Origin of the sequence: Paenibacillus apii (genome assembly GCF_011043685.1) — a bacterium.
Lineage (GTDB): Bacteria > Bacillota > Bacilli > Paenibacillales > Paenibacillaceae > Paenibacillus_AQ > Paenibacillus_AQ sabinae.
Map to the genome: position 1 here is coordinate 42,829 of NZ_JAAKGU010000005.1, position 14,238 is coordinate 57,066.

General features: G+C 53.0%; 14 protein-coding genes. 3 read left to right on the top strand and 11 right to left on the bottom strand.

The window, feature by feature from the left end:
* Nucleotides 1-5: 5 nt before the first annotated feature.
* A complete protein-coding gene (locus G5B47_RS12365) occupies nt 6-398 on the bottom strand; it encodes a DoxX family protein (protein ID WP_165098404.1) in 393 nt (130 codons plus the stop codon).
* Nucleotides 399-618: 220 nt separating this feature from the next.
* Here G5B47_RS12365 and G5B47_RS12370 point away from each other — a divergent pair, with 220 nt between their 5' ends.
* Both G5B47_RS12370 and G5B47_RS12375 read left to right on the top strand, forming a co-directional pair.
* Complete coding sequence (locus G5B47_RS12370) at nt 619-1,170, top strand: helix-turn-helix domain-containing protein (protein WP_165098407.1); 552 nt, start codon at nt 619-621, stop codon at nt 1,168-1,170.
* 138 nt (nt 1,171-1,308) lie between these two features.
* Nucleotides 1,309-2,994 carry a methyl-accepting chemotaxis protein gene (locus G5B47_RS12375; protein WP_165098410.1) on the top strand — a complete coding sequence of 562 codons (1,686 nt, stop codon included), beginning with the start codon at nt 1,309-1,311 and terminating at the stop codon, nt 2,992-2,994.
* Nucleotides 2,995-3,113: 119 nt separating this feature from the next.
* Here the strand turns inward: G5B47_RS12375 and G5B47_RS12380 are convergent, their stop codons facing one another.
* Genes G5B47_RS12380 through G5B47_RS12390 form a run of 3 tightly spaced genes read right to left on the bottom strand, consistent with a single transcriptional unit; the run spans nt 3,114 to nt 6,130 of the window.
* Nucleotides 3,114-4,118, bottom strand: coding sequence for a FecCD family ABC transporter permease (locus G5B47_RS12380; RefSeq protein WP_407945223.1), 1,005 nt, complete (start codon nt 4,116-4,118; stop codon nt 3,114-3,116).
* Nucleotides 4,118-5,128, bottom strand: coding sequence for a FecCD family ABC transporter permease (locus tag G5B47_RS12385; RefSeq protein WP_165098414.1), 1,011 nt, complete (start codon nt 5,126-5,128; stop codon nt 4,118-4,120). The genes G5B47_RS12380 and G5B47_RS12385 overlap by 1 nt, the downstream gene beginning before the upstream one ends.
* A 12-nt stretch (nt 5,129-5,140) precedes the next feature.
* Complete coding sequence (locus tag G5B47_RS12390; RefSeq protein WP_165098416.1) at nt 5,141-6,130, bottom strand: iron-hydroxamate ABC transporter substrate-binding protein; 990 nt, start codon at nt 6,128-6,130, stop codon at nt 5,141-5,143.
* A 246-nt stretch (nt 6,131-6,376) separates the two neighbouring features.
* On the opposite strand from G5B47_RS12390, the gene G5B47_RS12395 reads away from it, so the two are divergent.
* Entirely contained in the window at nt 6,377-6,796 is a 420-nt protein-coding gene (locus G5B47_RS12395) for a GNAT family N-acetyltransferase (protein ID WP_165098418.1), read from the top strand.
* Between the two features lie 13 nt (nt 6,797-6,809).
* Here G5B47_RS12395 and G5B47_RS12400 read toward each other — a convergent pair whose 3' ends face one another.
* From G5B47_RS12400 to G5B47_RS12430, 7 genes are all read right to left on the bottom strand, one after another.
* Nucleotides 6,810-7,373 (bottom strand): GNAT family N-acetyltransferase, encoded by a 564-nt coding sequence (locus G5B47_RS12400; RefSeq protein WP_165098420.1) that lies wholly within the window; start codon nt 7,371-7,373, stop codon nt 6,810-6,812.
* A gap of 93 nt (nt 7,374-7,466) precedes the next feature.
* Nucleotides 7,467-8,669 carry an ABC transporter substrate-binding protein gene (locus G5B47_RS12405; RefSeq protein WP_165098421.1) on the bottom strand — a complete coding sequence of 401 codons (1,203 nt, stop codon included), beginning with the start codon at nt 8,667-8,669 and terminating at the stop codon, nt 7,467-7,469.
* 144 nt (nt 8,670-8,813) lie between these two features.
* The gene (locus tag G5B47_RS12410; protein ID WP_165098423.1) at nt 8,814-9,938 is read right to left on the bottom strand and encodes a glycosyltransferase; all 1,125 of its coding nucleotides are present in this window, start codon (nt 9,936-9,938) and stop codon (nt 8,814-8,816) included.
* A 62-nt stretch (nt 9,939-10,000) separates the two neighbouring features.
* Nucleotides 10,001-10,588 (bottom strand): TetR/AcrR family transcriptional regulator, encoded by a 588-nt coding sequence (locus tag G5B47_RS12415; protein ID WP_165098425.1) that lies wholly within the window; start codon nt 10,586-10,588, stop codon nt 10,001-10,003.
* A gap of 216 nt (nt 10,589-10,804) precedes the next feature.
* Nucleotides 10,805-12,526 carry a methyl-accepting chemotaxis protein gene (locus tag G5B47_RS12420; protein WP_165098427.1) on the bottom strand — a complete coding sequence of 574 codons (1,722 nt, stop codon included), beginning with the start codon at nt 12,524-12,526 and terminating at the stop codon, nt 10,805-10,807.
* A 165-nt stretch (nt 12,527-12,691) separates the two neighbouring features.
* Nucleotides 12,692-13,240: an HXXEE domain-containing protein gene (locus tag G5B47_RS12425; RefSeq protein WP_165098429.1), complete on the bottom strand. Its 549-nt coding sequence runs from the start codon at nt 13,238-13,240 to the stop codon at nt 12,692-12,694.
* Between the two features lie 12 nt (nt 13,241-13,252).
* Nucleotides 13,253-13,822 (bottom strand): TetR/AcrR family transcriptional regulator, encoded by a 570-nt coding sequence (locus tag G5B47_RS12430; RefSeq protein ID WP_165098431.1) that lies wholly within the window; start codon nt 13,820-13,822, stop codon nt 13,253-13,255.
* Nucleotides 13,823-14,238: the final 416 nt, after the last annotated feature.

Here is a 14,238-nt window from a genome sequence, read left to right on the forward strand (position 1 = left end):
GACTGTTAACCTTTGTTAAAAATCACGCGGTCGAGCGACCATTCCGTCGTTCCTGCCACAGCGAGATACAGGGCGATCAGGATATAGGCGATATCCAGCTCATATCCGGCTGCTTGCCCGTTCCCGAGGAGGCCTGCCGATAGCTTCGCGGTAAAGACCGCGCCAACGAGCACAATAATCAGCACAACCGACACGTAGCGTGTAAAGAGACCCAGAATCAGCAGAATCCCGCCAATCAGCTCGATTGCTGCAACGACATAAGCCAAAAACTCTGGAAGACCGATACTGCCGAACCAGCCCGCGACGTTACCCAGCCCCATTTGCAGCTTGCTGATCCCGTGAGCCAGAAATAAAATCCCGAGTACCACCCGCATCAAAACCGTCACCTTGTTTTTCATCAATCATGTCTCCTCTCAAAATATAAGTAATATAAATTTTTGTTTTGTGTAAATAAAGATATACAAAATAAGTCCATTTGTCAATATTAAATATAGTTACTGACTATTAGTAATTTATTAACCGTTTTTTGTACGTTTATTCAGGTGGAATAGCCTTACCGCAGCCGAAAATGATAAGATATTGGAATGACTACCCCAACTTCAATCGAGGTGACCGCCTGTGGATATCGGTTCCACGATCCGCGCCATTCGCAAGCGCAAAAATATCACGATCGCCCAGATATGCGAGCAAACCGGGTTATCGCAAGGATTCATGAGCCAGGTTGAGACGAATAAAACCTCTCCATCCATCGCTACGCTGGAAAGCATTGCCGAGGCGCTTAACGTGCCGCTTGCTTACCTGCTGCTGAAGAAGGAAGAACGGATGCAGATCATCCGGGCGGGTGAGCGTACCCAGAGCACTAGCGGCCCGGAGCGGCTAAAAGTCTCCCATCTCGGCCGGACGAAAAATATGCGGATGGTGCTGGTAGAGCTTCCCCCCGGCGCATCCACCGGCGAAGCCCCCCATGCCCATGAAGGCGAGGAGACGCATCTGGTAATGAAAGGACGAATTCTTGCCGAGCAGGGTGAGGATTCGGCCGTACTGGAAGAAGGAGACACCTTTAGCTGGAACGCCTGCACACCCCATAAGGTCAAGAATATCGGGGATGAGACCGCTCTCGTCCTGGTTGCCGTATATACCGAGGAACAGACGGACTGGAGGCTGATGTAGGTTACAGTTGATGCAGCTTAGGCCTTGAAGCGGGAAGGATCACGGTAGAGCTCTGACGAATCTTTCAGCACTGTGGTGTAACATAGCGGATAAAACCTCCCGATATAAATAAGAGTATAAAGCCCGGGAGGAATGGAAATGAAAGTCAGAAGTAAATTGATCGTGCTGGTGTCGCTGCTGATTGCAGCGCTTACCTGCAGCAGTATTTTGGCTGTAACATCAATCCGAGGAATAGCGGAAGAAGCGCAGGCTCTGCGTGAACTGAATGAACTGCAGCGGGATATGAAGCAGGTTCAATATCTGCTGGCAGGGCTGGCCAATGACGAGAGAGGATATTTGCTTACCGGCCAGAAGGAGTTCACCGTGGAAATGCAAACAAAAATGGACAGTATAAACAAACTGCTCCATACTATGGCCCCGGCTCTTGAGGCCAAATACGGCTCAGCGATGCAAGAGATCAACAGCGCTTTGGCCAAGCTGTCCCAATTGAGCGGAGAAATGGTTCGCCTGCGCGGCAGCGGCTCTCTGCAGCAGGCTGAAAGTATACATTTCGGGCAAGAGCGAAGTCTGCGGAAGCAAAATGTAAATCCGGCCGTTGAAAAAGTGGTTAAGCTTCTTGCGGATGAGGCTGCTCCGGTCGAGAGGCATATTAAAGAAAACTCAACCCGCTCGCAAATTATTTTGCTTACAGTCGCTATTTTAAGCGTGATTCTCGGAACGGCCGCCTCCATCCTGCTTGTGCGAATTATTGTGAAGCCTTTGAGACTTCTTAATGATCAGATGAATGAAATCGCAGCGGGTGAAGCCGATCTTACAAGAACGATTCAGATTGTTCAAAAAGATGAATTTGGCATGCTGGCGGGAAGCTTTAACGCTTTTGTCGCATCCTTGAGAGATATCATTGGAAAAGTCGGGGAAGCCACCAACCACCTTTCTTCCGTAACGCAGCAATTCTTCGCCAGCGTCGAGCAGTCCCGTTCCACATCACAGCTTATCGCCGGGTCCATGCAGACCATTGCAGACAGAGCCTCCGAGCAAAATAGTCTTGCTGCCGATAATGCAAAAGAGACGCGTGAATCGCGGGACAGGATCGAGTCCATCTCTCTCCACTCCAAAGGTATGGCCTCCGCTGCGCTCCATATGAGTGAACGGGCCGGTGCCGGAGAGCAGACCCTTGCCCGAATGGGAGAGAAGATGATCGATATCACGCGCGCAGTTGACGAGGCGGATTCAAGATTAACCCTGCTTTCCGGGCAAACGGTGAAGATCGCGGAGATTTCCTCGCTGATCAACGAAATTTCCGAGCAGACCCACCTGCTTGCTCTCAACGCCTCAATTGAAGCGGCAAGAGCGGGCGAAGCGGGCCGCGGATTTCACGTAGTAGCCGGGGAGGTGAAAAAGCTGGCCGGGTACTCCGCCGAATCCGCCAAAGAGATCGGAGCACTCACCTTAAACATAAGCGAGAACGCCAGTCTCGCGCTAAGCAGTATGACTGACGTCAAAGCCCGAACCGCCGAAGGGAACGAGATAACGAGCCTTGGCCTGGAGCAGTTCCAGGAGATCTTGCGTTCAATTAGCGAGGTTTCGGACAAAACGTCGGAAATCTCCGACTCGGCGCAGCTGGTGCATAGCCAGTTCACCGTCGTTTCTCAATCCATGGAAACCGTGGGAGCTGGAACAAACGACATTTCGGCAGGTACTCAAGAAATATCCGCAGCAACCGAGGAGCAATTGGCTTCCGGTGAAGAAATGGGTGCCGCAGCTGAAGCACTAAGCAGTATGGCCGGTAAACTCCAGTTGCTGATCTCCCGTTTTAAAATCTGATGGCCACTCCTCTCCATTAAGCAGAAAAAGACAAATAGGCCGCTCCGCGTTAGCGTACTCTAACTCGGAGCGGCCTTATTTAATTCTGTGTTACTCCCGGTACATTCAATGGCCGGGAGTTATTTTCGCAGCAGCAAATAGGCAAAGTACGGCGCTCCGATTAAGGCGACCATAATTCCAGCCGAAACCCCATCGGGACCGACGATATGATGGCCGATGAGATCGGCGAGCGTAAGCAGCCAGCCTCCAAGCAGCAGCGTCACAGGGATGTACATCTGGTGACGGGGACCGACCAGCGATTTGGCTATATGCGGCGCCATCAGACCGATAAAGGCGATCGCCCCCGTTACGGAAACCGCGGCCGAAGCCAGCGCCACTGCGGCGATCATGAGCCCCAGCCGTTCACGCTGCAGCCGCACTCCGACGCCAACGGTCACATGATCACTGAGCGCCAGCAGATTCAGAACGCCCGATTTGTACAGTACATAAGGAATCAGGATGACCAGCCACGGGGCCAAAGCGGATAGATATGGCCAGTCCGTGCCCCAAATATTACCCGCCAGCCATTTGGCGATAAATTCGTACTTCTGCCGGTCGGATGACGAAATGATGAAGATCATCAGTCCCGACAAGGCCATCGAGCTGCCGATCCCCATAAGCACCAGCTTGATCGGCTGCAGCCCTTCACTTCGGCTGTAGGACAGAATATAAATCAGGGCGGCAGCCAGAAAACCGCCGGCAAATCCGACCAACGGCAGCAAATATGCGAACGATCCGGCGTCAATTGGCGCATGCAAGAAGAAAAGAGAAACCGCTACGCCAGCGCCTGAATTAATGCCTACGATGCCGGGATCGGCCAGATCGTTCCGGGTGACGGCTTGCAGAATGGAACCGGACAGCGCCAGGGCCATGCCGGACAGTAAGGCAATCAGCATACGGGGAAGCCTTATGTCGAAGAGCACAAATTCATCTTTGAAGGAGCCGTGCCCCATTATCGTTGGGATAATATGGCTGTAAGAGACGGAGGCGCTTCCGATTCCCATGCCCGCAAACAGGGTGAAGATTAGCAGCAGCGTTAGTGCAAGAAGGATTTTTCGCTGACGGGCAGCAAGCTCGGATCGGATCATGACAGAAATTTCGCCCCTTTCCGGACAATAATCAGAAAGAAAGGAAATCCGAGCATGGCTATGATGGCGGCGACCGGCGTCTCAAAAGGCGCATGAACCATCCGCCCCATTGTATCGGCCAGCAGCATGAACGCAGCTCCCCCAAGCACCGACAGCGGTAGGATGCTCCGGTAATCGGTTCCGGCAAAAGAGCGGATAATATGCGGAACCATGAGCCCGAGAAACACCATATTCCCCGCAAGCGCGACGGAAGCCCCCGCCAAAATAACGACGAGTGTGTAAAGCACGGCCTTGACTTGCCCTGTCTTCAGCCCGAGCCCGGTCGCCGCCGTTTCGTTCAGACTGAGCAGAGTAAGCTGGCGGGCGTAACATAGCGAAATAAGTATTCCGGCGATTACAAAGGGAGCAAGGCTCCTGACCTGCCCCCAATTGGTGCCGACAAGCCCGGCCGCCGTCCACATGGATACGTCTTTTGATATTTTAAAATACAGGGCGACGCCTTCGGCTATTGCGGTCAGCAGCGCCGTAACGGCTGCCCCGGCAAGCACCAGCTGCATGGAGGACAATCCGCTTCTTGATGCGGACCCGAGCCCGAATACCAGAAGGGCCCCCGCCGCAGCGCCTAGAAAGCACGCCACCATGATGCCAAAGTAGTTCAGCGCAGGAAAAAAAGCCAGCGCACACGCCAGTGCGGCATTGCCGCCCGATGTGACCCCGAGCAGTCCGGGGTCCGCCAGCGGATTACGCGTCAATCCCTGCATAATCGCTCCCGCAACGGCGAGAGCCGCGCCGACCAGAATGCCCGCCGCGATGCGCGGCAGGCGGATTTCCCGAATCAATGTAATGTCATCTCCGGAAGCGCTAGAAACAAGTGCAAGCCAGGCGTCATGAAGCGTGGTGCTCTTCGCCCCCATAACCAGCGAGACCGAAAAAGAGAGAATTAAAAATATAGAAGCAGCCAGCAGTTTTCCCCATAGCGATCTTGATGGTGCAGATTCTGCTCTCATTAGTCGCTCCGCTTACTTGCCAAGAATACTCTTGCTAATGAAGCTCAGCTGATAGTCCAGCGTCAGCGGATCGTTGAAATAGAACGACATGGCATTGACTTCATAGACACGGTTATTTTTGACTGCGGGAATATTCTTGTAAGTCGCCGTTTGCTGGAAGGCGTTATCCATCGCGGAGCTGCGGCTGAAGATGACATAGTCGCCCATGTATTCCGGCATAACTTCCAGCGAGAGTGCATACCAACCGTCTTTTGCAACCGCGTCCTTCACTTTTGGCGGCATATTCAGCTTCATGCCCTGATACAGAATTTCCGTGCCGCGTCCCCAATGATCGCCGAATACGTAGAACTGCTTGGCGTCGTTTTCAGTGACCGAAATCGTCTTATCGCCGATCTTCGTCCGAATTTCTTCCCCGGCTTTCTCCATGCGGGCCTTGAAGTCGTCGACCCAAGCCTGAGCTTCCTTCTCTTTATTCAGCAGCTTGCCGATTTCCAGATGCTGCGTCAAGTAATCGACCTTGGCATACGTATAGACCACAGTTGGCGCAATCTGCTTCAGCTTGTCCACATTCTTGACATTGTCGAGCCCGATGATCAGATCGGGTTTCAGCTCGATAATCTTCTCCAGATCCTCATCAGATACGGCTTCCACATTGTTCAGCTTTTCGGCAAAGTTCGGATTCATCTTGCTCCACGAATCGACACCGACCAGATTGACGCCCAGCGCCATCACATTGCCCGCAAACGACGACAATACGATGACACGCTGCGGATGCGCCGGAACTTCAACCGGTCCGTTCTGGGATTGGTAGGTGATGGTGCCGGATGCGCTTGCCGGGCTGGTTTCCGCCGCCGCTGTGCTCTCAGGCGCGGCCGAAGCCAAGGCGCCGCTGGCAGACGGACTGCTGCTTGCCGCCGCCCCGCCGGAATTACCGGCGTTAGAGCCGCATGCGCTGACGACAAGCGCCAGCAGGATCAGAACCGGAAAACATAATTTCTTCATTTTCTCTTGTCCTCCTAGAGATGTATAGTATTTATGTATTAGTGATAATGATTATCACTATCAATGTTTAATACTTTAAATTCTTATCTTCCCGCTGTCAATATGCAATTGCTATTTATCGGAACAGATGGCGGTGACCTTTAACCCGCTGATATAGTTGTAACTGCTACTGACCTTGTGCTAACTTTAAGCTGGAGACTCTAGCGATGAGACATATTTGGAATGATTATTCGGGGAGGGAAATTCATGATTAATCTGACAGTTACCGCCGCTTCCGGCGATGATTTTGACCTGTTGGCAGAGCTTAACCGGCAGCTTATCGAAGATGAGAAGCACGATAATCCGATGAATACAGAACAATTGAAGGAGCGAATGAAGCTCTTTTTAGAGGGGGAATACAGAGCGTACCTGTTTACGGAATCCGGAGAGGTCAAAGGTTACGCCCTGGTGCATCACGGCAGGAATCCGCTTTATCTGAGGCAATTTTTTATTTGCCGGAACAGCAGAAGACAGGGCTTCGGGCGGGCGGCATTCACAACATTGGCAGCGTTTCTGGGGACAGGCAGGCTGGACATCGATGTTCTGTACTGGAATGAACGAGCCCGTTCTTTTTGGAAATCGCTCGGATTCAAGGAGAGAAGCATACATATGAGATTGGAACCGTGAGATGGAAACGTATCTAGCGGCGCTTAATCATTTCAGGTTTCAATCTTCCCATAACAACGGTGTTATAGAATTTTCCGTCGGAAAGTAACTTGTCATTCTTTAACACCCCTTCGATCTCAAAACCGAACTTCCTATACAGCTCAATCGCCTTAACATTGGTTTCCAGAACGTTCAATGTCATTTTTGAAATCCCGGTGGAATCGGCCCAGGAGACGGATCGCTTTAACAGATTTTTTCCAATCCCATAGCCCCAATAATCTTTCAGTATGCATATCCCGAACTCGACTTTATGGGAAAATCGTTTCAAAGCATTCCCTTCGCATCTTGAAAAGCCGACGATTTGGCCTTCCGCTTCCGCAACCAGGAACAGGTTCACCCTGCTTTCGGTATCCGTTCTAATGATCTGTTTGAAACCCGGTGTATCGATGAACCCTTCGCCTTGTTCCCGGTCCAAATTCTCAGTCTCTCCGTCAATTTGTACCCGGATTTCAGATAACCTGTGCGCATCCTTGTCCAAGGCAGATCTGACCGTATAGCTTAGCCCGTTGACACGGAGCTTCTGTTCTTCTATTTTCATAAGCTTGCCCTCTCTCCTTTCCTATGGCAAAAGGATGCCCCAGCCGCATCACATGACGCTGAGACACCCTTTCTAAGTTAAACAGAATATTCCTTATTTGAAAATCCCCGCGAGGGACTTTCTTTTCCAATTTTGCTGAAAAAGCGATTGCGTATGGTTCTTCAGCTGCTGAAGATCGACGGACCGGAGGTAGTCCCAGCCCAGCCACTTCATCTTCGCCTGCGCGGGCAGCGCGTTGTCTACCTCGGCATTGAGCGCCGGGAAGGAACAGGAGGCAACCTCGCGCCCCAGCTGCGGACCGGTCATGTAGCGCGCAATCGGTTCAAGCTCCTGGTAACGGTCTTTGCGGACGAGCATAAACAGCGGGTTGGCAATCGCGCCGTCCTCCGGCCACACGACGGATACTTTATCCGGTCTTGGACTGAACCGGGCAAACGCCCACGGCAGCACATATATCGCCGCCCCATCCGATGAGCCGCTTCCCGCCGTTTTCGCCATTCGGGAGCCGTGCCAACCGTCCTTAATCGTAACGCCGAGCCGGCGGATGCCTTCGTCGCCATGCTCTTTGTGCGTGTACATCAGCAGCAGCTCGGACACTTTTTCAGGAGATCCGATCACAATCACATTATCCTCGTATACGGGATTCATCAGGTCCGCCCACTCCCTCGGGCGCGGCAGCGAGCCGATCCGGGTCTCGTCAATCATCATCACATAAGGGTAAATACCATACAGGGTATAAGCGCCATAAGGATCAATCAGGTCGGAAGAAAGCGAAGCGTTGATCGGCATATCCACGGCTTGGAAGACGTTCTTGTTCAGCAGATTGTCCCGGAATTCAGCCCGAAAGAAATCGCTGAACCCGCAGCCGCTTACGATTCCCGGGAAGTCCCTAACATTCTCCGCCTGCCAGACATTTCGGTACGGATTGCCGCTGCCGCAGTTCCGGGGCAAGTAGCAATTAAAGCTTCGGCCCGTTTCCCCCCTGTAATCCGTCATCCATTCGTCAAAACAGGCTTGAAACCGCTGGCGCATCAAACAGATGGTCATTCCGAGAAAATCCAGCTCTCCGGAATGCATCAGCGCCCGGTCCTCCTCGCCTTCATTCAGCAAAGACAGCAGCGTGTCCGCCGGCTTCCCTTCACTTCTAAGCATCCGGTTGAGGTAAGCGTCAGCCCCATATCGGCGTAACAGCTCCTCTGATGAGCCCGCATCAAAAAAATCCTTGAGCACACCCTCTTTATCCGGATACTGTTCCAACAACTCACCCAGCTTCAAATACGTTCTGATCGCGCCCATTATATAGCCTCCTTTAGACTTGTTATGCCTCCTCTGTGATGACTTTTGTGTTTCATTCGATTTTCTTAAAATTTTGCAAAAAAGGGAATGATGCATGTCATACCAAGCAAATTTAACGTCCAATTCGGTGTTAAATCGTTACCCCTACGACTTCAAATCTTTCAGACCGTAGGTCGTGCCGCGCCAGGTCATTCCGCCCCGCCGGGAAGCCCGGAGAGCGCCGCGAAATCCGCCATAAATCAGGCACAGTCCGATTAAGGGATGGGCGATGCCGTACCAACGGCCGCCGCCGGCATGGCGCGAGTATACGTAGTACAGCAAGAACACGGCCAGCAGGCTTACCGCGCAGAGCACTCTTGGAACCGGAGGACCGATGAAGAGACCGGCCCAGGGATACAGCATCGTCAGCAGACAGGATACAGCGGTTATCAGGGCGCTTTGAAAGCTGAACACCGATTTTTCCACACTTCGAATGAGCTGGCTCAGATTCTCATACCAATTCCAGACGGCGATCATCCGGGTTCCGTAAACCGCATCCTGTCGGAAGCCCGCCTGTTTGATCCGCGTCGCATCGTCCGTGGTGTTATAGGAAAAAGCCGCATGCGTACCGATTTGTTCATAGGCGCTTCGCTTGACCAGATTAAAAGCGCCAACGCCGAGCGATTGCGGCGCTTTCGGATTTTTGACCCTCCAGAGCATGCCGAAGGACGATGCGCTCATAAAAATAAAGGCGCCATACCATTTAGAGAACAAATGGCTGCCGTGAAAATCTGGAATCAGCGTTAAATGATCAAGCGTATTTTTTCTGCAGTAACTCTCCGCTTTGGTCAGGCACTCCGGGTGAAACAAAATATCCCCGTCCGCAAACAGCAGCCACTCCCCTTTCGCTCGCTTCACGCCTTCGTATAAGGCATGGCTTTTTCCCATCCAGTGCTTTGGCAGTTCCTTAATATAAACTCCGGACACATTGGGGTGTTTGGATGCCATTTCTTCGATAATCGAGCGTGTTCTGTCCGTAGAACGGTCATCGACAGCGATGATTTCAAGGCTCGGGTAAGTTTGGCGGGTAAGCGAACGAATGCAGCGTTTGAGCGCCTTCTGCTCGTTTCTCGCAGCAATAATGACCGAAATCAGCGGCGGCTCCTGAATCGGCTGCGCTTCCATCTTGTACAGCTGGCCGATCTGGCCAACCTTGGCCGTATACAGAACCGCCACGCCTACCCACATCAGCACATTCAATCCCGAAAGCAGCCAGTATACCCATTCCATATCTTTTCCCCACCTTTTTAAAATTTGGACAATCGTTCTAATTATCTCAAAACAACAGGGATCTACCCTGAAATCGACCGCAAAAACAAAGCCGCCGTCTCCCGGTACAGGCCCCGCAGCGTATCCCGGTCCATCGTGTGCACAAACGAATTGAGTCCGCCGAGCCATGCGCCAAACAGCAGACTCAACTGGTCCGCGTCTCCTTGTCTGAAATCACCGCACGTCATTCCTTCTTCGATGATGGCCTTGTAAGCCGCCATAGGCGTTACCGCTAATCCGTACAGCGCCTGCATGGTCGACGGCTGAACGCCGGGAAGAGAGGCCAGCTCTTGCCCCGCTTTCAGCAGATCCTGCTGGTAATTGTCCATGACAAAATCGGCAATCGCAAACAGCTTCTCAGGCGGAGAGGAACAAGTCATTGCGCGCTCCTGCCAGCGCTCCCCCCACTTCCGCATCGTCTGCTGCGCCAGAGCAACGAACAGCTCCTCCTTGCTCTTGAAGTGATAATATATATGTCCCTTGCTGTGCCCGGTTACCTTGGAAATGTCCGCGATCGAAGTGGCGGTGTACCCTCTCCGGGAGAACAGCCCTTCGGCTTCCCTGAGCACATCCTGACGGACACGCTCGCTGTCATAGCTTCTTTTGGCCACGTCTCACACCACCCTCGCCATATATAGAACGATTGTACTAAAGTGATGATAAAAGAAATTCCGGTTCTTGGCAAGCGGGAAATACCTGCGAGGGTGGAGCACCTCTTTGCCCCCCCATATTACCGGCCGGAAGTATTGCATGACACCCTCAAAGCGCGCACCTTATCCAGAGCGCGCTTTGATAAGGCGCATGTCAGACCCATTATCCGGGCTAAATCATGAGGTAATAAACCTTCCGATCAGCATCCGGAGCTCGGCCGCCATGACGCTGATCCTTTCCGACTCCAGACTGACCTCCTTCATCGATCCGAGCTGTTCCTCCGAAGAAGCCGCCACGCTTCGGAAATGTTCCGATGCCGTGCGTGATATTGCCTCCAGCTCGCCAACCGATGCCGCAAGCTCCTCGGAGGTCGCACTCATTTCCTGCGTGGAGGCAGAAATCTCTTGAAGTCGATCCGATAGGCGGGCGATCCCGCCCGTAATATCGCCAAAGGCGCTGCCCGCTTCATTGACCAGAGTCCGTCCTCTCCTTGCTTCAGCCGCTCCCTGTTCCATGAATGTCGCCAGCTCCGCCGTTCCCGTGCGGATTTCTCCCGCAAGCCGCGAGCTGGCCTCAAGTGAAACCTGCGTCTGATCGGCAAGCTTACGCACCTGCTCCGCGACAACGGCAAAGCCCCGCCCGTGCTCCCCTGCCCGCGCCGCTTCGATCGCGGCATTCAGAGCAAGCAATTGCGTCTGCCCGGCAATGTCCGACATGAAGGCGGAGATCTCGCCGATCTCTTCCGCATGAACCGCCAAGCTGCGGGCGGCGGCAGCCATTTCCTCCGTCATATTGGCAATTCGGTTCATCTGTTCGACGCTTCCGGCGACCGAGAGGCTGCCTTCCTGAGCCGCGCCCGTTGTGCTTGCCGACAATTCCGCCGCTGCAGCGGCGGATTCGGCAATACGCTGTACGCCGGAGGCCATTTCCTCCATCGCCCGGCACATCTCCACCGTCTGCACCGCTTGCGTCTCAGCTCCGGATGCCGCTTCCTGCATCCGGCTGGAGATATCGGTGCTGGCCGCTGCCGTGCGCTTCGAGTGCTCGCTCACCTCGGAAGACGACGAAAGCAGCCTCTCCGATCCATCCTTGATACCTTCAATGACCGTCCGGGTTCCGCTAACCAGGGAGTCGAAGGCGGAAGCCAGTCTACCGATCTCGTCTTTGCGTGTAACGGGCACATACACGGTCAGATCGCCGTCGCCGACCCGAAGCATCTCGCGCGTCAGCCTCTTCAGCGGTGTGGTTAAAAATCTGGCCAGCGCATAGACGAGAGCCAAGCTTGCAAGCAGAATTGCGGAGCCGGCAATCAGCATTATTCTCCGGGATGCGGCCATTGATTCATAGACACTCGTCGCCTCCAGATCGGCTCCTATTACACCGAGCTGGCGCCCCGCCCCGTCATAAAAAGGGACATAAGCGGATACCGTCGCCCCATACTCGTCCCGGGACAGCTCTCCGAATTCGGCCGTTCCCGCAAAAGCCTTCACCATCTCGGGATAGTCGTTGTCCTCCACGGAGCCGAGCGGAGAATAATCATCCTCCTTGGCGTCCGCCGGCGCGCCGTCCACCATATAGACATAAGAGGTGCTGCCGCCGTCCTCGGTCCGGTTCAGGGTGTATAAATATTTTAATCCATTGTTCTCCCTGAATGTATTAAGCTTCTCCCGGAGTTCGGCGTAATAGGCATTCTCCCCGCCCGCCTTGGCGGGAATACCAGCATATTTATCCGAATCAATAAGCTTCACTGCCCTTTCGGCAACAGCCAGCGCCTGCTGTCCCATGGACTTTTCGACGAGCCGGACGGAGGAGAGGTAAACGGTTCCCCCGAGGATCGATCCGCTGACCAGCAGCAGCACAGAGAAAAAAATAACCATACGCCACAACAAACTATTCACCTTTCCGCCGACGCCCTTCCTACTCTTAAATTATGTATTTAAAATTCAACTATTGCAGACCGTCCCGGTCTGATGGGTCTATTGTACCACCATCTCCCCTCTTGTCCCGATTCTACCAGAACATTCCTACGAAAACACTAGATTTCCGCACAAATCCGGCTGCGCTTAATCCGTCAAATGATTGGATGCCTTCCGTCTCCCTTTCAGCAGCAGAAGAAGCAGGGGTGGCCCGATAACAAGCAGGACAATCAGGCTGCTTCCGATATCGCTCCAGTCCGCGGCGCCCCCGTCAAGAAACCGGTAAAAAGCATACGCCGAATAGGGAAGCGCAATGAATATGGCCGTCCAGACGCCGGGCGTGTACATTTTTAAATATAAAGCTTGAAAAGCATGTGTGAACGAATGGAGAAAGAACAAGGAAAGCGCCGCCAGAAACGGCAGATAAACCGAGAAGAACACAGCCAGTATGGTCGAAGCCACGATAACGGAATACACGTACAGCACATCCTCGGCAAACCGGCGGGTGCCGCAGTAGAATGAGGGAAGAAGGGCCTTTCGGGCAAAAGATGGCAATGCACCCAGCACCTTCTCTCTGTTACTATCGGCCCATTTCTCGACCGTCAAAATTTCCTCGAAATCATGAAACATGAATAACACGGGAAACAGCCACAGCAGGCTGACCCAATCAACTGCCGTATCCAGCCACTCCAGCATGGTTATACCTCCTTATTTTAGAATCCCCCGTAAAAATACTCTCGCGGCCTGCCGGCCAAGCTCCTCTTCGCTTCCTTCTCCGTTCAATAAATACCGGTAGGTCAGGCTTTCCACTGAGGCAACGAGCGACTCGGCTGCCACCTCCGGATCGATGTCGGGGCTGACAACTCCACGGGACTGGTTTAATTTCAGATTGGCGTACACTTGCGTCACCAGTTCGCGGCGAATTCGGTCGCCTGATGCTCCCTGCAGCGCGATTTTGGTCAAATTGATGTTCTCTCCCAAAAGCTTGAACATTCGCACCAGAGAACCGACGGCGAAGCTTTCCACCGCTCCTTCCGGCTGTCTGCCGGCTTCTTCTCCGGCATTCCCGAGCACTAACATTCGGGTCTCGAACCGGTGCAGCAGTTCCTTAAGCATTTCCTCTTTGCTTGCAAAATGCAGGTAAAACGCCGCCTGAGTCAATCCCGCGCCAGCCACGATCTGGCTCACTGTTGCCGCGTGATAGCCTTTGCCGGCAAACAAAGCCTCCGCCGATGCGATAAGCTTGTTGCGGGTTACTTCCCCTTTCCCTCCGGCCATAGCCATCCTCCTCTATTTAAATTTATATAACTAACTAGTTAGTTATATTCATTGTAGCACGATTCCCGTAAGGCGAAAATGCCAAGCATTCATTTAGAAACCACTTCTTCTTTTCGCAAATGAAGCGCGGGTATCCGGTACAAACTGTTTTAGATAATGTGGAGGGAAGCTGTGTTTTCATAAAAAGTAGATGATGGTGGGAGATGAGGATGCGAAAGGTGTGCGGATGTGAAGTATGAGGGGGATGAGGGTGTGAGGACGTCAGGTTATGAAGGATCTGAGGATATGGGGGATATGGAGATATGGGATATTGGGATATGAAAGGTATGCTGATATATGGTTGTTTGGGATGCATGGGGTGTCTGGGATATCTATAAGCATGTGCGGCTTCTAGTGGAACGGGTGAATTCGAGATC